The organism is Streptomyces sp. NPDC088261 (assembly GCF_044740805.1).
Lineage (GTDB): Bacteria > Actinomycetota > Actinomycetes > Streptomycetales > Streptomycetaceae > Streptomyces.
Genome location: NZ_JBIURL010000026.1, coordinates 25,527 through 46,323, shown reverse-complemented (window position 1 = coordinate 46,323; position 20,797 = coordinate 25,527). Strand labels below are relative to the sequence as shown.

At 70.8% G+C, this 20,797-nt stretch carries 26 protein-coding genes; 4 read left to right on the top strand and 22 right to left on the bottom strand.

Annotation, left to right across the window (positions count from 1 at the left end):
* Positions 1–68 precede the first annotated feature (68 nt).
* The 20 genes from ACIODU_RS32000 to ACIODU_RS31905 form a co-directional block, all read right to left on the bottom strand.
* Entirely contained in the window at positions 69–593 is a 525-nt protein-coding gene (locus ACIODU_RS32000) for a hypothetical protein (RefSeq protein ID WP_401772312.1), read from the bottom strand.
* Positions 594–621: 28 nt separating this feature from the next.
* Positions 622–1,083: an RRQRL motif-containing zinc-binding protein gene (locus ACIODU_RS31995; RefSeq protein WP_401772310.1), complete on the bottom strand. Its 462-nt coding sequence runs from the start codon at positions 1,081–1,083 to the stop codon at positions 622–624.
* A gap of 261 nt (positions 1,084–1,344) precedes the next feature.
* On the bottom strand, positions 1,345–2,115 hold the full coding sequence (locus tag ACIODU_RS31990) for a hypothetical protein (RefSeq protein ID WP_401772307.1): 771 nt from the start codon (positions 2,113–2,115) through the stop codon (positions 1,345–1,347).
* 132 nt (positions 2,116–2,247) lie between these two features.
* Positions 2,248–2,757 carry a hypothetical protein gene (locus ACIODU_RS31985; RefSeq protein WP_401772304.1) on the bottom strand — a complete coding sequence of 170 codons (510 nt, stop codon included), beginning with the start codon at positions 2,755–2,757 and terminating at the stop codon, positions 2,248–2,250.
* A gap of 69 nt (positions 2,758–2,826) precedes the next feature.
* Positions 2,827–3,018 (bottom strand): hypothetical protein, encoded by a 192-nt coding sequence (locus tag ACIODU_RS31980; RefSeq protein ID WP_401772301.1) that lies wholly within the window; start codon positions 3,016–3,018, stop codon positions 2,827–2,829.
* 134 nt (positions 3,019–3,152) lie between these two features.
* Entirely contained in the window at positions 3,153–4,586 is a 1,434-nt protein-coding gene (locus tag ACIODU_RS31975; protein WP_401772299.1) for a DNA/RNA helicase domain-containing protein, read from the bottom strand.
* Positions 4,583–5,449 carry a hypothetical protein gene (locus tag ACIODU_RS31970; RefSeq protein WP_401772296.1) on the bottom strand — a complete coding sequence of 289 codons (867 nt, stop codon included), beginning with the start codon at positions 5,447–5,449 and terminating at the stop codon, positions 4,583–4,585. Before ACIODU_RS31970 ends, ACIODU_RS31975 begins: the two co-directional genes overlap by 4 nt.
* A gap of 75 nt (positions 5,450–5,524) precedes the next feature.
* Positions 5,525–6,118: a hypothetical protein gene (locus ACIODU_RS31965; RefSeq protein WP_401772293.1), complete on the bottom strand. Its 594-nt coding sequence runs from the start codon at positions 6,116–6,118 to the stop codon at positions 5,525–5,527.
* A gap of 2 nt (positions 6,119–6,120) precedes the next feature.
* Positions 6,121–8,064, bottom strand: a complete 1,944-nt coding sequence (locus tag ACIODU_RS31960) for a hypothetical protein (RefSeq protein WP_401772290.1) — start codon at positions 8,062–8,064, stop codon at positions 6,121–6,123.
* 121 nt (positions 8,065–8,185) lie between these two features.
* A complete protein-coding gene (locus ACIODU_RS31955; protein ID WP_401772287.1) occupies positions 8,186–8,389 on the bottom strand; it encodes a hypothetical protein in 204 nt (67 codons plus the stop codon).
* A complete protein-coding gene (locus ACIODU_RS31950) occupies positions 8,389–8,859 on the bottom strand; it encodes a hypothetical protein (protein WP_401772284.1) in 471 nt (156 codons plus the stop codon). Before ACIODU_RS31950 ends, ACIODU_RS31955 begins: the two co-directional genes overlap by 1 nt.
* A gap of 201 nt (positions 8,860–9,060) precedes the next feature.
* Positions 9,061–11,103, bottom strand: coding sequence for a hypothetical protein (locus ACIODU_RS31945; RefSeq protein ID WP_401772281.1), 2,043 nt, complete (start codon positions 11,101–11,103; stop codon positions 9,061–9,063).
* Positions 11,104–11,193: 90 nt separating this feature from the next.
* Positions 11,194–11,565, bottom strand: a complete 372-nt coding sequence (locus ACIODU_RS31940; protein WP_401772278.1) for a hypothetical protein — start codon at positions 11,563–11,565, stop codon at positions 11,194–11,196.
* Between the two features lie 105 nt (positions 11,566–11,670).
* Positions 11,671–11,859, bottom strand: a complete 189-nt coding sequence (locus tag ACIODU_RS31935) for a DUF5999 family protein (RefSeq protein ID WP_401772430.1) — start codon at positions 11,857–11,859, stop codon at positions 11,671–11,673.
* Positions 11,860–12,075: 216 nt separating this feature from the next.
* On the bottom strand, positions 12,076–12,333 hold the full coding sequence (locus ACIODU_RS31930; protein WP_401772427.1) for a WhiB family transcriptional regulator: 258 nt from the start codon (positions 12,331–12,333) through the stop codon (positions 12,076–12,078).
* A 136-nt stretch (positions 12,334–12,469) separates the two neighbouring features.
* Positions 12,470–12,979 carry a hypothetical protein gene (locus ACIODU_RS31925; RefSeq protein ID WP_401772276.1) on the bottom strand — a complete coding sequence of 170 codons (510 nt, stop codon included), beginning with the start codon at positions 12,977–12,979 and terminating at the stop codon, positions 12,470–12,472.
* 39 nt (positions 12,980–13,018) lie between these two features.
* Positions 13,019–13,390: a hypothetical protein gene (locus tag ACIODU_RS31920; protein ID WP_401772274.1), complete on the bottom strand. Its 372-nt coding sequence runs from the start codon at positions 13,388–13,390 to the stop codon at positions 13,019–13,021.
* A gap of 110 nt (positions 13,391–13,500) precedes the next feature.
* Positions 13,501–13,857, bottom strand: a complete 357-nt coding sequence (locus ACIODU_RS31915; RefSeq protein WP_401772272.1) for a hypothetical protein — start codon at positions 13,855–13,857, stop codon at positions 13,501–13,503.
* A gap of 149 nt (positions 13,858–14,006) precedes the next feature.
* Positions 14,007–14,342 (bottom strand): hypothetical protein, encoded by a 336-nt coding sequence (locus ACIODU_RS31910; RefSeq protein WP_401772270.1) that lies wholly within the window; start codon positions 14,340–14,342, stop codon positions 14,007–14,009.
* 104 nt (positions 14,343–14,446) lie between these two features.
* A complete protein-coding gene (locus tag ACIODU_RS31905) occupies positions 14,447–15,301 on the bottom strand; it encodes a hypothetical protein (protein ID WP_401772267.1) in 855 nt (284 codons plus the stop codon).
* A 395-nt stretch (positions 15,302–15,696) separates the two neighbouring features.
* Between ACIODU_RS31905 and ACIODU_RS31900 the strand changes: the two genes are divergently transcribed.
* The 3 genes from ACIODU_RS31900 to ACIODU_RS31890 all read left to right on the top strand — a co-directional run bounded on the left by ACIODU_RS31900 (position 15,697) and on the right by ACIODU_RS31890 (position 18,295).
* Complete coding sequence (locus ACIODU_RS31900) at positions 15,697–16,485, top strand: GntR family transcriptional regulator (protein ID WP_401772266.1); 789 nt, start codon at positions 15,697–15,699, stop codon at positions 16,483–16,485.
* 206 nt (positions 16,486–16,691) lie between these two features.
* Positions 16,692–17,729: an AAA family ATPase gene (locus ACIODU_RS31895; RefSeq protein ID WP_401772263.1), complete on the top strand. Its 1,038-nt coding sequence runs from the start codon at positions 16,692–16,694 to the stop codon at positions 17,727–17,729.
* Positions 17,726–18,295, top strand: coding sequence for a guanylate kinase (locus ACIODU_RS31890; protein WP_401772260.1), 570 nt, complete (start codon positions 17,726–17,728; stop codon positions 18,293–18,295). The genes ACIODU_RS31895 and ACIODU_RS31890 overlap by 4 nt, the downstream gene beginning before the upstream one ends.
* Positions 18,296–18,302: 7 nt before the next feature.
* Here ACIODU_RS31890 and ACIODU_RS31885 read toward each other — a convergent pair whose 3' ends face one another.
* Positions 18,303–19,142 carry a DUF1932 domain-containing protein gene (locus tag ACIODU_RS31885; protein WP_401772257.1) on the bottom strand — a complete coding sequence of 280 codons (840 nt, stop codon included), beginning with the start codon at positions 19,140–19,142 and terminating at the stop codon, positions 18,303–18,305.
* A gap of 4 nt (positions 19,143–19,146) precedes the next feature.
* On the bottom strand, positions 19,147–19,794 hold the full coding sequence (locus tag ACIODU_RS31880; protein ID WP_401772255.1) for an HAD family hydrolase: 648 nt from the start codon (positions 19,792–19,794) through the stop codon (positions 19,147–19,149).
* Between the two features lie 111 nt (positions 19,795–19,905).
* Between ACIODU_RS31880 and ACIODU_RS31875 the strand changes: the two genes are divergently transcribed.
* Positions 19,906–20,214 (top strand): helix-turn-helix transcriptional regulator, encoded by a 309-nt coding sequence (locus ACIODU_RS31875; protein WP_401772252.1) that lies wholly within the window; start codon positions 19,906–19,908, stop codon positions 20,212–20,214.
* Positions 20,215–20,797 lie beyond the last annotated feature (583 nt).

Below are 20,797 nucleotides of genomic sequence, written 5' to 3'. Positions count from 1 at the left end.
GGCCTCGAGGACGGCGGCGGCCGCGGTGACCGCGACGGCGGCCAGGGCGGCGGTTCGGGTGCGCACCGTCAGGGCCGGGAGAAGGGCTGGACGGTGAAGCGGAAGCCCTGCCCGGAGTCGGCGGGGGTCGCGGTGAGGAAGCCGGGGTCGGCCTGCGCCATGTCGCTCAGCGTGGCCTTGATCCAGTCGGTGGGGCGCTGGAGGTCGACGCGCAGAGCGTTGAAGTCGGACAGGCGCACCTGGTGCGGGGTGTTGCCGTAGCGGCGGGCCCACAGCCGGGTGCGGATCAGCTTGGCGGCCTCGCCGTCGTCAGGCCGGGCGGGCACGCCGCGCGGCACCGACCGGCAGGTGGCGGCGTGCGCGTTGGCGTCGTCGGCGGCCTCCGCCTCCGTCATTACGTTGCCCGCGCTGTTGCGGTCCGCGCGGTGGGTGCAGCCCAGGCACGCGGCGACGTAGCGCGGGGTGCCCCGGTCGGTGACGGCGGTGTAGACGAGGACGGTCGCGCCCTCCAGCGCCCGGTAGCGCTGGGAGACGACCGTGCCCTCCGGCGTCCAGGTCTCGGGCGCGGGGGCAGTACGGGTGAACAGCGGCACGGTGACTCTCCTTGACGGGGTTCGTTGATCAGGTGGCGAGCCGGTGGACCACCGGGGCCGTGGACGCCATGTAGGTGTCGGGGCTGGGCTCGTAGCCGCGGGCGCAGGGGTCGCAGCAGCCCTGGGTGCGCAGCGGGAGGCAGTAGTAGTACCGGCGGCCGCACTCCGGGCAGGTGGACCTCGCGGCCATCGCCCTGTCCAGCGCCTCTTCCTGCGCCAGCGTCGGCACGCGTCTCGGCCGGGCGATCTTTACGTCGTAAAGCCAGCCCCGGGTGGGGTGGTTGCACGACTGGTCGGGGCGGTAGGCGCAGCCCTTGCAGCGCAGTACCGCGACCGGGCCGTGCCCGGCGGGGCTCAGTCCCAGCTCGCGTAACTGCCGCCGGGTGACCAGGCCCTCGGGACAAGCGCGCCGGTCGAACTCCTCCAGCGTCGCGGTGCTGCGCGGCACGCGTTTGATCTCGCGGCGGGGCTTCTTCCGGGGGCGGGGCATCACCGGCTCCAGGCGCCGGGGAGCTGGTGGGGGCGGTGCGGGTAGCGGGGGCCGGGGCGCTGCGGGCGGGGCCGGCCAATCCGGCGGCGTGGGCGGGGGATGAGCACGAGCGGGTCCTCCTGATGTCGGTGGACAGCACGCCCCGCGCCGCGCCGACGTCGTGCTGGTGTCGGCGGGGCGCGGGGTGAGGCGGCCGGTCGGCCTGTCCGGCCCTCGCCCACCCGAGCGGGGTGGGCGAGGACCAGGCGGAGCGACCGGAGGTCAGTCCCGGAAGGGGCAGGTGCTGTGTGAGGGCTGGTCGGCGGTCGCGGCCGGGGCGGGCACGTAGACGTGGATCTCAGGTCGGACGGAGACCTTGGCCGGGCGCCCGGCGACGATGCGGCGGCGCAGGGTCAGGCCGCGCATCGCGAGCGCGGAGAGGAACGTCCAGGCGAGGACGGTGAGTCCGACCGCGACGGGGCGGCTGGCGTCCGGGGTGGTCGTCCAGACCATCCAGGCCGTTGCCGCGCCGTGTGCCGCCCACAGTGCTCGGACTCCGTTGTTCCGGGAGAGGTAGCCGAGGACCAGGCCGACGATGCCGGTGAGCAGCCACAGCGTGTAGACGGTGGAGCCTTCGACCGGGAGGCCGGCGGCGTGCTGCGCGATGTACGTGCGCACCGGCTGGTCGACGACGGCGAACACGCCGCTGGAGGTGTCGACGCCGACCTGCACCTTGGGCACGGCGGTGAGCAGCTGGTGCAGCGCATCGAGGACGACTTCGCCGGCGGCCTGGGCCATCAGCACGACGAAGGAGACTCCGGCCGTCATCAGGACGGCTCGGATCCAGGGGGCCATGTGCCGGAGTCCGGTGTCGTGGGCGTTGAGCACGTCTTCCCACATGTTGTGCAGGACGCCGTCCTCTTTCCACGTGGTGTTCCACCAGGCGCGCAGCGTGGCGAACCGCGACTCCTTGGGCGGCACCTTCGGGAAAGGCACGGGGAGGTAGGTGAGCTCCTGGCGGTTCTGGCCGCGGGTGTTGTCGTTGGACTGCACGGGGCGACTCCAAAGGTGTCGGTGAGCGGGCATGAGATCGGCTGCGACTGGCTGGCAGGGCCGGATGGCCTGGCCCGCACCCGAAGCCCGGCTGTGCGGCGGGTGTCGGATGCGAGGCAGGGCGTCCGGAGTTCAGCGGACGTCGTTGCGGGTGCGGGAGAACATCCCGCGCTGGTTGCTGGTGTTGTTGATCTGCGTGTTCTGGGTGACCGGGGCCTCGTACACGTTCTTGGTGACGGTGCTGCGCGCCTTGGTGATCGCGCCGCCGATGGCGGTGGCGACCATGGCGATGCCCGCGAACGGCAGGGTGACCATGAGGACGCCGTAGAGCGTGACGGAGGCCAGGCCCTGGAGGACCAGCCAGGCCCCGCAGCCGGCCCCGGTGATACCGGCGCCCACGCCGACGGAGGCGACGGCGATCCCGGCCGCCCAGGCCGGGACGATCCGCTTGTCGTCCTGATCGACGGGTGGGGTGTCGCCGTACGCGGGCAGCGGGCTGTCGTCGCGGAACGACGTCGGGATGTGCCGCACGACGGGCACCTCGGGGCGGAAGTTCTCTTCGATGATCCGCTGTGCTTCGGCCTTGGCTTCGGCGTCGGTCATCGGGCGGGTGATGCGATCGGCGTCCACGGTGTTCTCCATCCGGGCAGATGCGGGGGCGCCCTCCCGGCCGTGATGGCGGGGAGGGCGCAGGGGGCGGGGCGGGGCGGTTCAGCCGATGCTGCTGAGCATTCCGGCGACGCTGCTGATGAAGCTGGTGACGGCGGGGGCGATGCCGGTGGAGGCGAGGGTGAAGCCGAACAGGACGGCGGCGAGTGCGGGCCAGATGCGCAGGTAGCCGGTGCGGAGCAGGATCAGCACGGCGATTCCGGCGAGGACGACCAGGGAGATGGTCAGCGCCACGGTGGAGAACTCCTTCGGGAAGGCCGGCGTAGATGCCGGCGATGTGGGGGCGCCCTCCCGGCCGTGGCGGCGGGGAGGGCGCAGAGGGTGGGACAGCAAGGGCGCGCCGGGGTCGGCCCCGGGGCGCCGGTAGATCACGTGACGAGGCTGATCAGGCCGGACGCGTCCCTCGGGGTGATCTTGTCCTCGCCTCGCAGGGTGCTGATCGTGGTGCGCAGGGAGCCGAGCTTGGCTTCCTTCCCGCCGTCCTCATCGAGGGCCGCGCGAAGGTCTGCCTCGGACAGGGGACCGGACTCCAGTGCCGAGAGGATCCGCTCCTTGAGCGTCCTGGGCATCGGCGGCAGCGACTCGGACTCGACTTCGTCGCCCTCGCCGTACTCCATGTCGTAGCCGTCCTCTGCCGCCTGGCCTCCCTTGCCGTCCTTGGGCGGCGGGAAGATCAGCTCCAGAGGCTCACCCGGAGGCGGCGCGGAGCCGTAGAGCTGCCGGATCACCGGGTCGAACCCCTCGTGCGGCGAGAGCGAGCCGACCAGGAAGAAGCGCGCCATCGACGTCGGCCGGGCCGACGTCAGGTGGTAGCACATGCCCTGGCTGTTCGGCTTCTCCTTGCTGCGGTCGACGGGCGTTCCCCATCGCTGGATACGACGGGTACGCCCGAGGATCTTCGGGATGGGCTGGAGGTTCTCGCCGGTCGGCAGCAGGCCGTCGCCCACGAGCGACGCCATCATCTGCGAGCTCCACCTGAGCAGGATGACTTCGCCTTCCTTCAGCATGGCTCGCAGGGTGTCGCTGCCACCGAGCTCATCAAGGTGGCCGGCCTGCGCCGCGAGGACGATGCCGATACCGACGCTGCGCCCGGTCCGGCCGATCTCCTTGATCAGCTTGGCCGCTTCCGCCCGGAACGGGCTGCCCTTTTCCAGAAGGCGGTTGGCTTCGTCGATGACGACGTACTCGAGCGGGTCCGGGTTGTTGATCAGGAAGCCCGAGCGGCCCATGTCGGCGTACCGGTTGAACCGCTCTTCGGCCTTGACGACGGCGGCCCGCAGCAGGCCCATCGCCTCTTCCATCGTCCGCACGTGCGTGGCGACGTTGCCCTTCGCCTCAGGTACGGACTGGCCGCCCTTGAGGTCAGCGAGGTGCACGACGATCCCGTTGCGCTTGCACGCGGCGAGGAACGCCTGAAGGGCACGGCTCTTACCGGCGCCGGTCGTGCCGAAGATGATGATGCGCTGCGCGTTGCCGGTCTCGGGGTCGTGGATCCGCATCCGCAGCGGCTCGCCGTCGTAGTACGAGCCGATATGGATGCAGCCGTCCTCATCCATCTGGAGGTCCGGGAGGGTGATCGCCCGCATCTTCGCGAGCGGGTTCACGGGAAAGACCCGGACGACGGCCTCGCGGCCGCTGCCCTGCTCGAAAATCACGCGTGAGGGGTCGTCCACGTCCAGGAGGTCACACAGGGCCTTGTGATCGGCGCCCTTCACCCCGCCCGGCCTGGTGCGCAGCATGTACTCGCGCATCACCTCCTTCTTCTCGTCCACGTGCTTCTTCGCGAGGGCGGCCGGCGTCACGGGTTGAGCTCCTTCGACATGTCGTACTCGTTGATCTCGGTGAGGGTCACACCGGGCAGCGCGGAACGGCCGATCTCCGCCCACACGTCCTCGTCAGCCGCAGGGGCGACCTCGGCCTCGGGCTTGGGGCCGATCAGCAGCATCGCGACTCCGGCGCCGTGCCCGGGGATTGCCTGCATCTCAAGCAGTTCCTCGGGCACGTTCATCAGGGCCGACAGGCGCTTGATCTTGATGTCGGGCACGGGCTCGCCCTTCTCGATCGCGGCGAGCGCCACGGCGACGCGGCGGCGGTCCTCGATCGGGCGCACGGCGATCACGCGCGTGCCTTCGGCGACACCGTCCTTCTTCGCCGCGTTCAGGGCCCACCACCGGCCCGCCGGGTCATCGGGCAGTTCGACGGCGATCTCGACCTCAGCGCCGGTGGCGTCCTGGTCGTCCTCGGTGCCGTCGCTCTCCACGACGGGCTCGGGCCACTTCGCGACCCGCTTGGCGAGCTGCCCGGGACGCAGCCACCACACTCCGGCCGTCCACAGCGCGGCAACGCCGCCCTGGACCAGGCGGCCCTCGGTCGCGTCCCACACCAGCTCGGTGACGAGATTGGAGACGAGCAGAGTGTGCGGCGCCAGGTAGATCGTGAAGGCGATCGGCTTCTTCATCGTGTGGGCGAGCTGGAGGCGGGGCGACAGGAAGGCCCCGCCCAGCCCGGCCGCGATCGTGGTGAGGATCGCGGGCAGGGTGCCGGCGTCGGTGAACAGTCCCGCCGCCATGGCGCCGCCGCCCGCGAGGGTCGCGAGCCGACCGACGCCGCTGATGGCGACCGAACCGGCGCGACGGGTGGTCTGGATGTACGTGCGCAGCGGCATCGCCGGCACTCCTTTCAGGTGTGCGGAAGGCGCCGGTCCCTCGTGCTGGGACCGGCGCCTTCGGGATGGATGGGGTCAGCGGTTGCTGTACCACTCGCGTTCGGCGACGTCGTACGGGCCGGCCTGCATCGCCTCGTTCACGTCGCCGTAGTCGCTCTCGTGGTCGCGGGCCGCGTTGTCGAACTCAGTCGCCATCTCCGCCGCCTCAGCGGACAGCGCGTCGGCGAGTTCGAGGGCCTCGCGCATCGTGGCCGCCGCGTCATGGTGCGCGGAAGTCACCGAGTCATCGACTGCCAGCGACGCGGCGACGTCGGCGAGCCCGTCGACGGTCTTCGCGCAGTCCTCGACGTACGAGTAGGCGCCCTTCACGGCCTGCGAGAGCAGCCGCATCGCCACCGCCGCGATCCCCAGGCGTGCGATGACGAGCAGGAACGTGATCACGTCGGCGATGACGTCGACGATGCGGCCGCTGCGCTCGGCAGGCAGATCGGCCGGGGCGTCCATGCCGTCGGCGGGGGCCGGCAGGTCGGACGCACCGGAGGCGGCGACCTCCGCGCTGCTCTGGACCTTCGTCGGCTCGATCGCGCCCGCACCGGAGGCGGCGACCTCCGCGCTGCTCTGGACGTTCGTCGGCTCGATCGCGCCGCTGCTTTCGGATTCGGTGCTCATGATCAGGCCCCACTTCGGTCGTGGTACTCGCGCTCAGCCGGGGCGACGTGCCCGGCTTCCTTGACCCGGTCGGCGCGCAGCTTGTCGGCTTCGACGGCGGTGTCGCGTGCCGACAGGATCGCCTCGGACGCGCGCGGCAGGGAGTCGCGCAGCGCCTCAGCCTTGTCCTGCACGCTCCCGGCCCGCTCCATGAGGCGGATGCACCACTCCACGAGGACGCCGGGCACCTGCTTCTCGATGCACATCGAGTACAGCGATTCGAGCCCGGACTTCAGGCCCTCACACTTCGAGGCGACCAGGTTCATGTGATCGACGCCCTGAAGGATCTGCTCGCCCATCTCTTCGTCGGACTCGATCAGGTCGTACACGGTCAGGTCGGCGTCGACGAACTGGGTGTCGCCGACCTCGCCGACTGCAATGGCTGTACCCATGACGATGGGGCTCACTTTCGGTACGGAGCGGGTGGGCGTGACCTGGCCGGATGATCCGGCGGGCAGCTCCCTGCGCCCTGTGGTGATTCCGGCGGGCTGGCGTCGCCGCGGTTCGGGCCGGATGACCTCGAGGTCGACCTTGTAGGTGACGTCCCAGCCGGGCGGAGGGCGCAGCCACTCGCCGTCACCGCCGGGCATCGCCCCGGGGCCGCTCGTGCTGCGGTCCGTCCTGCGCCGCCGACGCGTCTTCGGTCCCGTGCTTCCCTTCGGCTTCCGCCGCCAGCTGCGCGGCTTCTTCTTCCGGGGCGCCTTCGGCTTCTTCTTCGCCCCGCCCTTCGAGCTGCCGGGCTTGGGCTTCTTGGTCAGGTCGACCTTCTCCGTGTCGCCCTTCGCCCCGGTGCCGTCTCCGGCTTTCGGCTTTTTGGTCAGGTCGACCTTCTCGTCGGGCTTGCCCTTGCTGGTCTCCTTCTGGTCCTTCGGGCCGGTGCCGTCGGCCTTCTCGCGCTCGCGCTTCGCCTTCCGCTTCTCCGCCCTGCGCTTGCGCCGGTCGGCGGCCTCGGCTGCCGCTTCCTTCCGGGCCGCCGCGCGGTCGGCCAGGTCGGCCTTGCGCTGATCGGCCGCGGCCTGGCGCTGAGCCTTCGCGTCGTCGTTCTTCCGCTGCTGCCGCCCGGTCACGAGCTTCCCGAGCGTGCCCGGGGACTTCTTCGCACCGCTCGGTGAGCCCTTACTCGAACCCGAGCCCGAGCCTGACGACCCGGTGCCGCCTCCGGCCGCGCCCTTCGAGCCCTTGCCCGATGAGCCCGGCCCCGAGGTGCGCGACCCCGACCCCGACCCTGAAGTGCGTGAGCCGCTGCCGGCAGTCCCGTTCTTCGGTCCCTTCGGCCCCGTTCCCGAGCCCGAGCCGCGGCCGCCGGCCCCGGTGGAGCCGTTGGCCGTGCTGCCCCGACCGCCACTCTTCGGTGAGGGCTTCTGCTGCTGCCCGAAGGTGCCCCGCCCTGAACCGCCGCCGCTGGCGCCGGACCCGCCCGAGCGACCGCCGCCGCCCTTGCCGGTCGCGCCGCGTCCGAACTCGGGCCCGGACTGGACGCCCTTCTTCGCACCGGCCGCCGCGTTGGCGACCTTCTGCTTGTCGGCCGCCTCGCGCGCCTTGTCGGCGACGGCGTCGTGATGCTCACGCCGCGCCTTCAGGTAGTTCGCCATAGACCATGTGCCGCGCAGCGCCGCGACGGCAATCGCCGCCATCGTGACCATCGCCATCGCGGCCGTCGCGCGGGCCGGTGTTCCGGTTCCGCTTGAGGCGTTGGCGACCATCTCCGGGGCCACGTCGTCCGGGTCGACGGTGCTCGAATCGTCGCCGTCTCCAGGGGTCGAGAACGGCAGGAAGAAGTCGGGCGGCGGGGCCAGATCGCCGGGGGTCGGCGGGGGCGGAACCCCGTCGTCGTCAGCGCTGCCGGGAGGTGCCAGATTGAGCATGGGGAGCGTGATGACGTCCGCGCCCCGACCGTCGTCGGCCATCTGTTCGTCCTCACTTGACGTAACGGCTTTCCTCGCGTACGCGCGCGCGTCACGCGCGCGTGTGGCGACAGCCGATGCGGCTGGATTCCTTGATTTGAACGTTGATTTTGAACGCGGAGAGTTACGAGCCGAAGCCCTTCTCCTTCAGGTACTTCCCGAGCTGGTCGGCCAGTGCCGCCCACATCGGATCGTCGTCGGAGAGGTGCGCCCGTGCCGCGTCCACGAGGACGACGACCTTGTCCCGAGGGGTGGCCGCCCCGTTGATCCGGGGCGACCACAGCTCGTACGTGAGGCGCTTCGACCGCGCGGGATCCTTGCCCGGCATCACGCGCCCTTGTTGAGGTGCGCGAAGAACGGGTTGGTGTCCTGAGCGGGTTCCGCTTTCTGCTCGGGCGCGTCGATCTGGCGCTGCCCGCCGCCGGCCTTCAGCTCCTTCAGGCGCTGCCGCTCGGCCTCCTTCTCGGCCCGCTTCTCGGGCAGTTCCTCGTAGCTGCGCCGGTACCGCGCGCTGTACGCGGTGAGCTGGACGATCACGTCCTCAAGGTCCGCGACGACCTTCGCGAGCGGCCGCACCGTGTGCTTGGCCCGGAACTTCGCCTGAAACGGCAGGTCACCGGGCAGCTTGTCGGCCTCGTTCAGATCGGCCTCGATCTCGGCGAGCAGGGCCTTCGACTCCGCGAGGAGGGGGGCGAGGTACTGCCTGCGCTGCTCGATGAACACCCTGCGCTTCTCCGGGCCTTCCGCGAGCAGGTCGGGCGTCCACACTCCCCTGCGCTGCTGCTTCTCGTCGCTCATGGGGGCTACTCCTTCTTAGGTTGTGCGATGGGGGATCGGCACCGGCTCGGGGCTGGTGTACTGGTCGGGCTGTTGACTGCTTCCGGCAGTCGCAGCGAGGGCCAGCCCGATTCCCGCGGGCTGGCCCTCACTGGTGTGTGCCGGACGGTGCGGTGCGTCAGGGCGCGAGGCCCGTCGGCGGCCGGTTGATGCCCTGCGATCTCACGAGACGTTGCGGTAGCGGGTCCGTGCGATCTCAAGGCGGCGGCCGGCGGTGGCGCGTGAGACACCGAGGACGTCCTTGGCTTCGTCCACTGAGACGGTCTCCGCGCCCTGACGCCGGTACATGAGACTGAGCAGCGAGGTGATCTGCCCCTCGATCTCAGCGTCCCGGGCGAGCGTGGGGCGACCGGTCTCACCGGAGCGCAGCGGAACCGGAGTCGCGCCGTTGTCCGAGGAAGCCGTCTCACCGTCTGACCTGCGCGTCTCATTCGTGTGAGACGTCGTCTCAGTCAGGCTCACCGGGCCGCTCATCTCAGCGGAGCCGGTCTCAAGCTCCCGGCGGGTCTCACCCTCGCCCGTCTCGGCAACGAGTGCCGGGGCGGTGCGCGGGTGCGGAACCGTCTCACCGAAGCCGGTGAGATCACCGGCCCGGGTGTGCTCGGTCTCACCGGCGGGTGCGGTGCGCGTGGTCTCATCCGGCCCGGCGCCGCCCGTGGTGCCGGTCTCACCGTGAGCCGTCTCACCGGGTTCCTTGGTGATCTGGTGGATGCGCCACATCACCCACGGGGCGATGGCGGCGACGCCGACGATGAGCCACCACAGCGGGTGGCCCTTCTTGTCGACGCCGACCAGTCCGGCGTCCGCGAGGTGGTAGATCGCGTTCGCGGCGACCATGAGGATCAGCGCGCCCGCGACGTCGCGGTGCCGGCGGAACGCCTGCACGACGTAGACGTCGATCGCCAGCGGCAGCGCCCAGGCCACCTGCCACGGCCAACCGCTCAGCGTGGCCAGGGCGAACTCGCCGGAGGCGGTGAGGACGATCGTCGCGCCCAGGGCCACGCGCGGCCCCCAGGTGTTGACGACGTTCTTCCTCTTCTCCTGCTTCGCGATGAGCGCCTGGGCCTTGGCGACCTCCTCGCGGGTCGCCTCCAGCTCCCTCCACGCCGACTGCTGCTCGGTACGGGCGTGGTTGCGGACCTGCTCGGCTTCCCGCTTGGCGTCGGCGACCAGGCGGCCCGCTTCCTTCTCCGCCGCCGTAATGCGCTCGGACGCGGCGGCCTCCGCGCTGGAGATGGCGCCGGCCGCCTTGGCCTCCGCGATCGAGCGAACCTTCAGGACGTCCTCTTCCGCGCGGGCCTGCGCGGCCTCGAGGACCTGCTGCACCTCGCCGCGCGTGTCGTCGGCGTCCTGCTCCGCCTCGCGGAGCACTTCGGCGGCCTGGCCGCGGGCGTGGTCCAGGATCCTTGCCGCGTCCTCTTCGGCCGTGGCGACGTCCTCGCGGGCCTGGGTGCGCAGTTGCTCGGAGTCCTTCTCCGCCTGCTGGCGCATCTCCGCCGCGGCGTCACGGCGGGCGCGGGCGTCGTCCTCGGCAGCGGTCACCAGGTCGGCGGCCCGCTGCTTGGCCTCCTCCACCAGGTGCGCGGCGTGCGCGGCGGTGGCGTCGGCCTCGGCCTGGACGCGGTCCTTGTCCTGTTCGGCCTCGGTGCGGATCTGCTCCGCGCGGGCGCGGGCGGCCTCCACAACCCGGGCGGCCTCCGCTTCAGCTTCGGCCTGGAGCTTCTCTGCGGCCTGGCGACGACGGGCGAGGGTCTGCTCGGCCGCCACCAGGTCCCCGTCGGCGATCGTGCGGGCCCGCTGCACGGTCTCCTCGGCCGACGCGATCTGCTCCTCGGTGAGCTTGCGCATCCGCATCGCCTGGTCCTTGGCGACGGCGAGGATGCTGTCCGCCTCTGCCTGCGCCTTCTGCGCGGCGGTGTCGGCGTCGGCGCTCTGCTGGCGGGCTCGCTCGATCAGGTCCTCCGCCTCGGTGCGCGCGGCGGCCAGCAGCTGGTCGGCCTCCGCGCGGGCGGCGGTCACGATCGCCTCGGTGTCGACCTCCGGGACCGGCGCGGGGGCGGGGGCGGGGGCGGGCTCGGTGGCCACCGTCGTGTCGGCGGCCTCACTCGGGCCCGCCGTCGCGGTCGTCTTAGCGGCCGTCGTGGTGGCCCTGGTCGTCGTCTTCTTGGCGGGAGCCTTGCGGGCGGGCTGGCGTCGGGTGCTCACAGGCGGGGTCCTTTCTGATGTGCGCCTGCCGGACCGCCGTCTCGGGGGGGGCGAGAGACGGCGGCCCGGCAGGGCTTGAGGCGGGTGGGGTCAGTGGGGCGGCAGCTCCGGGCGCCGGTTGGCGGTGGCGGCCTGCTGGATAAGCCAGGCCATCGCGGCCGCGGTCATGCCGTCGGCGGCGTCGGCGGCGTTCAGCGGGGCGGTGTCGATGTCGCGCATCGCGTCGAGCGGCGGCAGCAGCCGCATGTAGTCGCCCTGCGCGTTACGAATCAGGCCGCCCGTCACCGGCGTAAGCGTGTAGCGGATCGCGCCGCTGGTGTACCGCTCGGCGTAGGAGACGCGGCAGACGACCGTGTGGCCCGGCTTGCCCGCCCAGAACATCTCGGGGTCGCGGTACAGCACGAAGTCGTCGACCTTGAACGCGGTGGCCGCCGCGGTGGCGGCCGGGGTGGAAAGGGTCATCCGTAGCTCCTCACGGATCACGCGGTCCGGACTGTCCGGCTCCCCGTCACCGCCCGCCCCGGCCGCCACGTGGTGGGCGGTCAGAGCGGGCGGATCAGGCAGCCGTCAGACCGTGGCGAGGGGCCGGTGCGGGGGAACGACCTGGCCGTCGGGGAGGAGCTCGCCGGTGTCCTCGAAGAGCAGGACGGCGTTGCACAGCAGGCTCCAGCCCTGCTCCGGGTGAGCGGCCACGACCTGCGCGGCCTCACGGTCGGAGCTGGCGGCCGTCGGGCACTTCGGGGTGTGCGTGCACAGCGAGTCCGGCATCCGGGAGACCCCGGTCGAGGTCGTCGCCGTGTCGAACTGGGGGCTGGGTTCCATGAGGCTCTCCTGCGGGGGAGAAAGGCGATCCCGGGATTGTCCCGGGCCGGAGACGTGCGGAAAGGCCGACGGCCCGCCGTGCGGACAGCCGTTGTACGGCGGTGCTACGAGGCGGGCAGGAAACTGCCGACGGCTCCCGTGCGGCGGGAGTCAGGCGGCGCGCTCGCGGGCGGCGCGGCGCTTCAACGTGCGGCGCTCGTCCTCGGAGAGGCCGCCCCACACGCCGTGCTGCTCGCCCCGCTCCAGGGCGCCCTGGAGGCAGGCCACTTTCACCGGGCAGCCGTCGCAAGCGTTCTTCGCGAGGGCCAGGTCCCCGGTCGCCAGGGCGTGGGGGAAGAAAATCTCGGGGTCCATCCCGGCGCAGGCCGGGATCGGCTGAGCGGCGGTGCGGGCCGGTTCGAAGGACATGGTGGAGCGGACACGTACGATGAGATGGTTCATCAGGGCCTCCAGAGGGTCCGTCGTACGAAGCAGCCCCGGGGGATGCCGGTCCCCCGGGGCTGTGGTGTGTGATGGCTGCGGGCGGCGGGCGCCCAGGAACGTGTCAGGCGGTGGCCGCCTCGGTCCTCCCGTACGCGCGGGCGAACACCGAGGCGGCGGCGAGCAGTCCGAAGACCTCGTCGACGGTGCGGCGCGGGTGCATGTCCCACAGCTCGAAGTTCGCGTGCGGAGCACCGGTCATCGCCCGGATCAGGTAGTTGAGGACGTCCACCAGGACGTAGCGGGTGTCCTCGCTCAGGCGGCCCGTCTCGTCCTCACGGACGGAGAGGATCAGCGCGTCGCGGATGCTGAGGCACGCGGTGTCCGACGGGTTCCAGCCGATCCGGCGCAGCACCGTGCCCGCAGTCTCGGCGTGCGCGGCGATGTCCGCCCCGGACATGGGCAGCCCGCTGTTTCCCCAGCGGAGCCAGCCCTCGGGCTCCCGCTCCCCGGCCAGGGCGTAGGCCCGGCCGATCAGCCCGTTGGTGTTCGGGAGCGGGGTGGTGGGGGCGAGGGCGGAGACGTAGACCTCGACGTCACGGACGAAGTCGCGTGCCTGGCGGTCCTCGGTCATGGATTGCCTTCCTGCTGTGTGAAGGGGGAGGGAGTCGAGTCAGCGCTGCTTGGACTGCCGGGCGCGGTACGCGTCCTGTAAGCGGGTGAAGCGCTCGTCGAGCGGCGCTCCCGCCTCGCAGGTCACGGCATCCGTGCAGGTCCCGCAGGCGGCGCGGTGGGCGTTGAGGGCCTGGAAGGCCTTCATGTAGCGGGTGTAGAGGTCATCAGCCACGAGGGCGTCCTTCTGTACGAGCTGTGGGGCGGGGTGAACGTCGTGAACGCGGTGGCCGGCCTCCCACGCCCTGGCGGCCACCGACGCGGCGACCGCCAGGAGCGTGCGAGTGGCAGGGTGGGCCAGGCCGCAGGTGAGGGCCGCCCGCGCCGCGAGGATCTGTACGGCGCGGGCGGCCCGTATCGGCGAGAGCGGCACCTACTTCTTGCCGCCGCACTGACACGGCTCGTGCCGCACACTCTTGTACGTCTCGCCGTCCGCGCCGGTGTGCACCACCCTGACCAGCTTCGGGGGGTGTCCGCAGCCGCTCACCGCAGCGCCTCCCGCCGGGCGTCCGCGCCAATCGGGGTCGGCGCGTTCTGCCAGCAGTTCCCGGTGCAGGACCAGGCGCCGCAGATGGCGCAGGCGTCGTTCATGCGCGGCTGGTGGAGGACCAGCAGGGGCGGCAGCACCGCGCCCGGGGTCATCTCGTCCAGCGTGCGCCGGGCCCGGTGACCGGCGCGGGCCGCGCGCCGGTCACCGTCGGCGACCAGGTGCCGCACGAGGCGGTGGAACGCGGTGAAGTCGTCGTCGGGCTCCAGGCCCTTCTGGTCGTCCTCGCGCTTGATGTCGTCGATGATCCCGGCCTGCGGCGATGCCCCGGGCCGTGCCAAGATTCCGTTCACAGGTTCCTCCCATTGGGTTCCTGTAAAAGCGGCGCCCGGGCCTCGTACCCCGGGCGCCGCGCCTGTGTGGGCTTGCTGGCCCCCGCAACCGCCGGCCCCGCCCCGTCTATGCGGGGCGGGGTCGGCGACCACGGGGGTGAGCAGGACCGTCAGGCCGCAGCGGGCAGCATCTGGACCGTGCGAGGCATCGGCCTGGGGGCCACGACCGGCCTGGCGGGCAACCGTACGCCGACCGGCTCCTCCCGCGTCCGGTGCCCGGCGCCCTGGTGTCGGTCGACCACCTTGGCGGCCAGGTCCGTGAGGACCGGCCACGCCTGGTCGGCGGAAGGCGGGATGTCCAGCTGCATGACGTGCAGCCAGACGTCCTGGGTGACGTCGTCGGTCTCCGAGAGCGCATCAGCTCCGGCCGCGTCGAGGACATCGGCAACGTGGGCGGCGAGGCGGGCGGCGTAGCGGGTGTAGAGAGTAGCGAGCGTGTTCGGCACGGGTGGGTCCTTTCAGAGGTGGGTGAGCTGCCGTACGGACAGCCACGGCCCCGGCCGCCCCTCGTGCAGGGGGCGGCCGGGGCCGTGGTCGTTCGTCTCGGTGATCAGGGTCCGACCGCGGTCGGGGCCTTCCAGCCGGCGTACTGCTTGCCAAGGTCGGCCTGCCGCCGGTCGTGCGCCCTCGCATCCTGCGGCGCCAGAGGAAGCTGCGGGCCGCGGAACTCAGAGAGCGATCCGGGGAGCCGCTCGGCATAGCGGTTGTTCGCCGTCTCGACTTCCTCGCCGCCGTGCTTGGCCCACTGGGCCTTGCGAACGGCCGGGGCGGTCCGCTTCCGAGCGATACGCCGCTCCTGGCGCTCCTGCTCCTCGCGGGCCTCGCGGCGGGCGGGCTCCTGCTGAAGGGCAAGAACGTATCGGCGGGCCAGGACGTCGCCGTCCGTGCAGTGCTGGCCCTTGACGTACTGGAGGGCGTCGCCCTCCGTGCGGTACGTGCCCCCGACGCACCGGATGCAGGTCTCACGGTGCTCGAAGTAGGCCTGACGGGCCTTGTCCACCGTGATCTCCGCCGTGATCCGGGAGACCGGAGCGGCCGGGGCCGGGATCGGCTTGTAGAACTGCTGGGCCGTACGCCGGTTGTCCTGCGGCATCGCGTCGCGCATCAGGCGGGTCTGCCGGGCCTGCCAGCGCCGGACGTCGATGTCGACGTCGACGAGCTGATCGCTGCCGGGGCAGAGAATGTGCTCCTCGCCCTCGACGCACTTGTCGGAGATGCAGTGCTCGCGGATCTTGAGGACGGTGTCGCCCATGATGCGGCGCCAGGTGCGGCAGTCGGGGCAGGCGATGGACTTCGTCTCGCCGGGACGGACGTTGTAGTCCTCCGGGGCCATGGTGCTGAGCTTGAGCGGTGGCCGGCGGTTGGTGTGCTTGGTCCGGACGCGGCCGGGACGGATGCGGGGCATCAAAACCTCCTGAACGGTGGGGAAGCGGGTGCTGCCTTCTCCGCCGCGCCAGGCCTGCCTTTCGGCAGGTGGTCCTGGCGGACAGACAGCGCAGCAGCGCTGTTCGAGGTGGATCTTTGGTGCTCGATATTCGGTACAGGCCGGCCGGGGGAGCTCGGCTCACCCCACTGCCGCCGCCTCCGAAGAGGCGGGATCCTGCGTGTTTCGCGCTCGGCGGGCGTAACCCCTGCTCAACGGAGCGTTAGGGCTATCGCTATCGCCTAGTAGAGACCACGTCGGAGCCTCAAGTCAATAGCGATAGCTCTATTCGTGTCGATCGGTTGTGCTTCGGCGCTGCGGCCTGATAGAGCTAGCCCTAGAATCGGACCCCCGTTGCACTCTGAAAGGTGGCATCGATGCCCGTCTCGTATCGCGACATCGCCGCTGACCTGCGACAGCAGATCAGCGAGGGGCGATACATGCCGGGCGACAAGCTCCCGATGCTGACTCAGCTCCAGACGCAGTACGGTGCTGGTTACCAGACCGTGCGTAGCGCCATCGCTCTCCTGGAACAGGAGGGACTCGTCGTCGCGGTGCGGCGTAGAGGGACCATCGTGCGCGAACGTCCGGAGAAGAGACGCATCACGAGGTCCCGCCAAGTCTTCCGCGACGAGATCGGTTACTACTTCGACCCCACCGCCCAGCCCTGGGTGGCTCTGGAACCCCCCACCCTGCGATGGGGGGTCGTGCCGGTCGACCTTGCCGCTCTTATGGGCCTCACGACGGGCTCCGAGGTCTTCGTTCGCGATCGCGTGATGGGTGACCCTGAGACCAGGAAACCGAAGCAGCTGGCTACCAGCTATCTGCCGGCAGACCTCGCTCGAGGAACTCGACTTGCTGAACCGGACACTGGGCCAGGAGGGATCTACGACCGCCTGGAGGAAATGGGCCACCGCCCGCTCCGCTGGAGTGAAGGCGTTTCGGCTCGCATGCCCTCGCCCGAAGAGGCGGAGGCACTGAGCCTTCCCGCGGACGTCGGTGTTCCGCTCCTGCGCGTCGTACGAGTCACCACCGCGCCTGATGGCGGTGTCGTTGAGCTCAACGACACCAGGATGAGCGCCGAGGAGTTCGAGATCAGTTACTCCATCAGACGCCACACAAGTGCTCGCCTCCCTGACGACGACGGAATCGTCGACGACCACTGACGGCACCTCACGTCCCGGTTTCTCCCGGAGCCAATCCGCTGCCATGAAGCACCTCCTGACTGTTCGTCTCGTGAGGGCCATCACACTCGGGCCGGTCGAGGCGAACCATCACAGGCTTGTGTCGAAGCTCGTACACACCCGCATTCACGGGTTTTCAACATCTCCATACACATGGGATTTGGGGCCTGAGCCCTAGGCTCGCGGCCATGACGACGACGGAGGGGCATGGGGTGGGGAAGCAGCGAGTGGGGTGGCGGCCGGACCGGTTGCGCGAGCAGCGGGAGGCTCACGGTCTGACTCTGGAGAAGGCAGGTGAGCGGCTGCGGGAGGTCGCAGAGCAGGCCAAGTTGAAGGGGATCCCGGCCGCGAATCCTCAGACCCTGTGGCAGCACGAGCAGGGCGAGGTATTCCCGGGCCCGCACTACCGGCGTGCCTACTGTCTGCTCTACCGGGCCACCGAGCCGGACCTCGGATTCCGTACGGCCTTGCCGGGGGAGGAGTCGTCCTTCAAGCTCACGCCGCTGGATGACCGACTCAACGGTGCGCATGTTCTGGCCGTTGAGCGGGCGGTTCACCGTATCGCCCCGGGCTCGGGCGAAGCGGATCACTTCGACCTGCAGCAGCGCATCATCGACGCGTGGAAGCGCCGGCACACGGGCGGCGATCCGCATCGCCCTGTGCTGATCCTCGTCGGCGGGTTCGCCGGCAGCGGGAAGACCGAGCTCGCGCGCTTCCTCGTCCAGCTCACCGGCTGGCCGCTACTCGACAAGGATCCGCTGACCCGACCGCTCGTGGAGCGACTTCTGATCGCGCTGGGCGGCGACGCGAACGACAGGCATACCGACCTCTACCGGGAGAAGGTACGGCCGGTGGAGTACGACTGCCTGATGCAGTCGGCCATGGCCAACATCAAGTGCGGCATCTCGACAGTGCTGACCGCCCCGTTCATCGCGGAGATGACCGACCCGGCCTGGATGCAACGCCTGGCCAACCGAGCCGGCTCGATGGGGGTCGACGTCTTCCCGGTCTGGGTGAGTTGCGACGAGGAGTCGATGCGCGAGTACATCGGTTTCCGCTCTGCGGCACGGGACGCGTGGAAGCTGGCGCGGTGGGAGGAGTACCTGGCCACGATCGACCTGGAGCTGCGCCCGGCGGTGCCGCATCTGGTCGTCGACAACCGGCTGGGTACGGCGGTGAGCCTTGCGGACCAGGCTCGGCAGGCGATGGGGGCGATGTACGCGTGACGCCGAAGCAGGGGGTGATCCTCTACGGCCCCCCGGCGGCGGGCAAGGACACCGTCACCGCCGCGCTCACCGGGCTGCACGCGAAGTACGCGCAGTTCGCCCGGCTCAAGGTCGGGGCGGGCAAGTCGTCCGGCTACCGGATGGGCACCGCAGAGCAGCTGCACGAACTGGAGGCCGCGGGCGACGTCGTCTACGCGAACACCAGGTACGGCAACACCTACGCGATCGACCGGCCCGGCGTCGACGCGGCGTTCGCGGCCGGGGTGCCGGTGATGCACCTCGGGCAGGTCGACGGCGTCCGCGCGCTGGTCGACGGCTACGCGGCCGGCTGGTCGGTGGTGCTGCTGTGGTGCCCGCGCGAGGTGACCGAGGAGCGTTCGGCGGGGCGCGGCGACAGCGACACCGCGGCGCGCCTGGCGGCGTGGGACGCGACCCGCGAGGACCTGGACGCGCACCCGGGCATGGCCTGGGACCTGACCATCGACACCACGGAGGCGTCCCCGCAGGACGCGGCGCGGCTCATCGACGAGCTGCTGGCGCAGCGGGCGGGAGCGGCGACGGCATGAACGGCGGCTACGGCTGGGCGAGTCGGTCCAAGGCGTCGGTGAGCGTGAGCTCGCCGTCGTCCTTGACGTCGTCCCACCGTGCCAACGTGGACGCGGCCGCGCGCAGCATCTCCGGCGGAAGGCCGGCGGCCGCGAGCGCGTCGGCGGCTTCTTCCAACTCGGGGCCCCAGCGCCAGGCGCGGGACGCGGTCTTGGCGACGTACTGCGGCTCGGACAGGTACGAGTCGGTGCGCCGGGAGGCGACCTCGATGAGCTCCTGGTCGACGCCGTGCTCGCGCGCCATGCCGACCGCAAGCGCCGTCAGGACCCGCGAGGTCTTCTGGAAGCTGGCGTACGCGAGTTTCAGCGCGGACGCCTTCCCGACCTCCGTGCCCAGCACCGCCGTCTGGACGGCGGTGCCCGCGAACAACGCCTCGATGCGGGCGGTCCCGGCGACCGGTCCCGACAGGTACAGGGTCGGTGTCTTGTTGCGCACCGGAGGCGAGCCGACAACGCCCCCGTCCACAACGGTCACGTCCGGTGCGAACAGCCCGGCGATCCGCTGGACGCGCTCCGGGTTGATCGCGTTCGCCTCCACGAACACCCCGGCAAAGCGGTGCCCGACTACTTCACGGGCCAGGTCCTCGGCCGCGGCCGACGGACAGAGGCTGATGACGATGTCGCTGCGGTCCAGCAGCTCGACCAGCGTGTCCACGGACGTCAACCCAGCCTCGGCGGCGCGCTCCACGGACGCGGCGCTGCGCCCGGCCCCGCACCACAGGACCGCGGCCGCGTTGGTCGCGGCGCAGGCCGCGACGGCGGCGCCCATGCTGCCGGGATGGAGGATGCCAACGGTCGGTTGGTCCACGGTGCTACTCCGTCTCGTTGAGCAGGATGGTAATGGCGTCGGTGACGTCGTCGACGACGTGGTACGCGGCGGGAAGTCCGTCGGGCCAGGGTCGGCCGCGCAGCCAGATGGTGCGCAGGCCGGCCTGGTAACCGCCGCCGATGTCTCCGGCCGGGTTGTCGCCGACCATCCAGCCGCCGTCCGCGAGGCTTACCCCGCACCGGGAGGCCGCGAGCTGAAAGAGCTTCAGGTCCGGCTTGCGGATCTCCAAGTCGCCCGAGACGGCGACGCCGTCGACCAGGCGAGCGAGGCCGGTCTCAGCGAGTTTGGCGCGCTGGATGTCGCCAGCCCCGTTGGTGATGACGCCGATCGTCCAGCCCGCCTCGCGCAGGCGAGCCAGGCCCTCAAGGACCTCGGGGCGGCAGGTGACGGCGTTCGACATGAGGTCGACGTACTCCCGCCACAGGTCCGCGGCCGACACCTTCAGGCCGAAGGCGTCCCGCAGCCGGGTGAAGTCATCGGCGGTCGCGCGGTCGGCCAGCTTGATACGCAGCCACCGCTCGGCATCGAAAGGAAGCGCACGGGAGCGGGACAGGCCGGACACGGCATCGCTGAGCGCCGACTGCCGGTCGGCCAGCGTGCCGTCCAGATCGAAAAACACGAAGCGGGACACGGGCACGGACCCTATCGGGTGCCGAAGAGGCAGTTCGTACTGATCGCTTACCCCGCGCGGAGATCAGATCGTGTATCTTTCGCAGTTACAACGATCATGGAAGGCGTGGCTATGTCCGACTCGGACCGCTCGCAACGGGTGGACGCTCTGCTGAACGGCCTACCCGAGGCTCTACCGTCTCCGCATGTGCGCGCGCAGCTGCGCCTGGCGGCCGGCCTCACTCAGCAGGACGTCGCGGACGCCGTGGGCGTGAAGAGGGTCGCGGTCACGCGCTGGGAGCTGGGTCAGACCAGTCCGCGGCGCCCGCACCGCGAGAACTACCTGCGCCTCCTCAAGGGCCTCGCTGAGCGCTTCCCCGAGGCCGCGGAAGCGGATGAGGACACGCCGACGCCAGCCTCGGATTCAAGGGGGTCGGGGTGACGTAGCCGCCACCGGCCGCGCGGCCACCTTGCGGACGGACAATCCGCTTCGGCCAGCGCGGCCCTTCGCACCGACTGGGCGTGACACCTCAGTTCGGCTGCTCAGTCCCGGTTGACGCCGGTCCTGAGCTTCGGCTCATCGAGCCAGTTCCACTCAGCAAAACCCCGCCTTAGACAAGCGGGTCGGCCCCTTCGACAAGGGCCACCAGCAGTACCCCGACCGCGGACAACGGTCGGCGCCCACTGACCGCGGGGCCCTGACAGGGGCCTTGCGGTTCACCGGAATCCAGAGGAGAGGAGAAGTCTCCCCCCGCCTGATCCGGGCCCGCCCGCTTCTCACGAAGGGGGCGGTCCCTGACACATCCAAGGAAGGTCGGTCGTCCAGCCCCGAGGGGCTTTGGTCCGTCCAGCTATATGGAAGGTAGGTCGTTCTCATAGTGCCCGAAGTGGTGTCCCCCTGTCAGCTTGACCTTGTCCGTTTCACCCCGGTTCAGGCGCGGCGGTCGTCTCGTGTGACGGGATCGTCGTACGGTTCATCCCTCCTTTTCCGGTTCGTACAGGAAGAGGGCATTCCGGTAGGAAGC

Coding starts and splice junctions, on each gene's coding strand:
- ACIODU_RS31995 (WP_401772310.1), bottom strand. CDS start 1,083: ATGCCCCGCCCCCGGAAGAAGCCCCGCCGCGAGATCAAACGCGTGCCG.
- ACIODU_RS31985 (WP_401772304.1), bottom strand. CDS start 2,757: ATGGAGAACACCGTGGACGCCGATCGCATCACCCGCCCGATGACCGAC.
- ACIODU_RS31970 (WP_401772296.1), bottom strand. CDS start 5,449: ATGCCGCTGCGCACGTACATCCAGACCACCCGTCGCGCCGGTTCGGTC.
- ACIODU_RS31965 (WP_401772293.1), bottom strand. CDS start 6,118: ATGAGCACCGAATCCGAAAGCAGCGGCGCGATCGAGCCGACGAACGTC.
- ACIODU_RS31960 (WP_401772290.1), bottom strand. CDS start 8,064: ATGGCCGACGACGGTCGGGGCGCGGACGTCATCACGCTCCCCATGCTC.
- ACIODU_RS31955 (WP_401772287.1), bottom strand. CDS start 8,389: ATGCCGGGCAAGGATCCCGCGCGGTCGAAGCGCCTCACGTACGAGCTG.
- ACIODU_RS31950 (WP_401772284.1), bottom strand. CDS start 8,859: ATGAGCGACGAGAAGCAGCAGCGCAGGGGAGTGTGGACGCCCGACCTG.
- ACIODU_RS31940 (WP_401772278.1), bottom strand. CDS start 11,565: ATGACCCTTTCCACCCCGGCCGCCACCGCGGCGGCCACCGCGTTCAAG.
- ACIODU_RS31930 (WP_401772427.1), bottom strand. CDS start 12,333: ATGTCCTTCGAACCGGCCCGCACCGCCGCTCAGCCGATCCCGGCCTGC.
- ACIODU_RS31925 (WP_401772276.1), bottom strand. CDS start 12,979: ATGACCGAGGACCGCCAGGCACGCGACTTCGTCCGTGACGTCGAGGTC.
- ACIODU_RS31905 (WP_401772267.1), bottom strand. CDS start 15,301: ATGCCCCGCATCCGTCCCGGCCGCGTCCGGACCAAGCACACCAACCGC.
- ACIODU_RS31900 (WP_401772266.1), top strand. CDS start 15,697: ATGCCCGTCTCGTATCGCGACATCGCCGCTGACCTGCGACAGCAGATC.
- ACIODU_RS31895 (WP_401772263.1), top strand. CDS start 16,692: ATGACGACGACGGAGGGGCATGGGGTGGGGAAGCAGCGAGTGGGGTGG.
- ACIODU_RS31875 (WP_401772252.1), top strand. CDS start 19,906: ATGTCCGACTCGGACCGCTCGCAACGGGTGGACGCTCTGCTGAACGGC.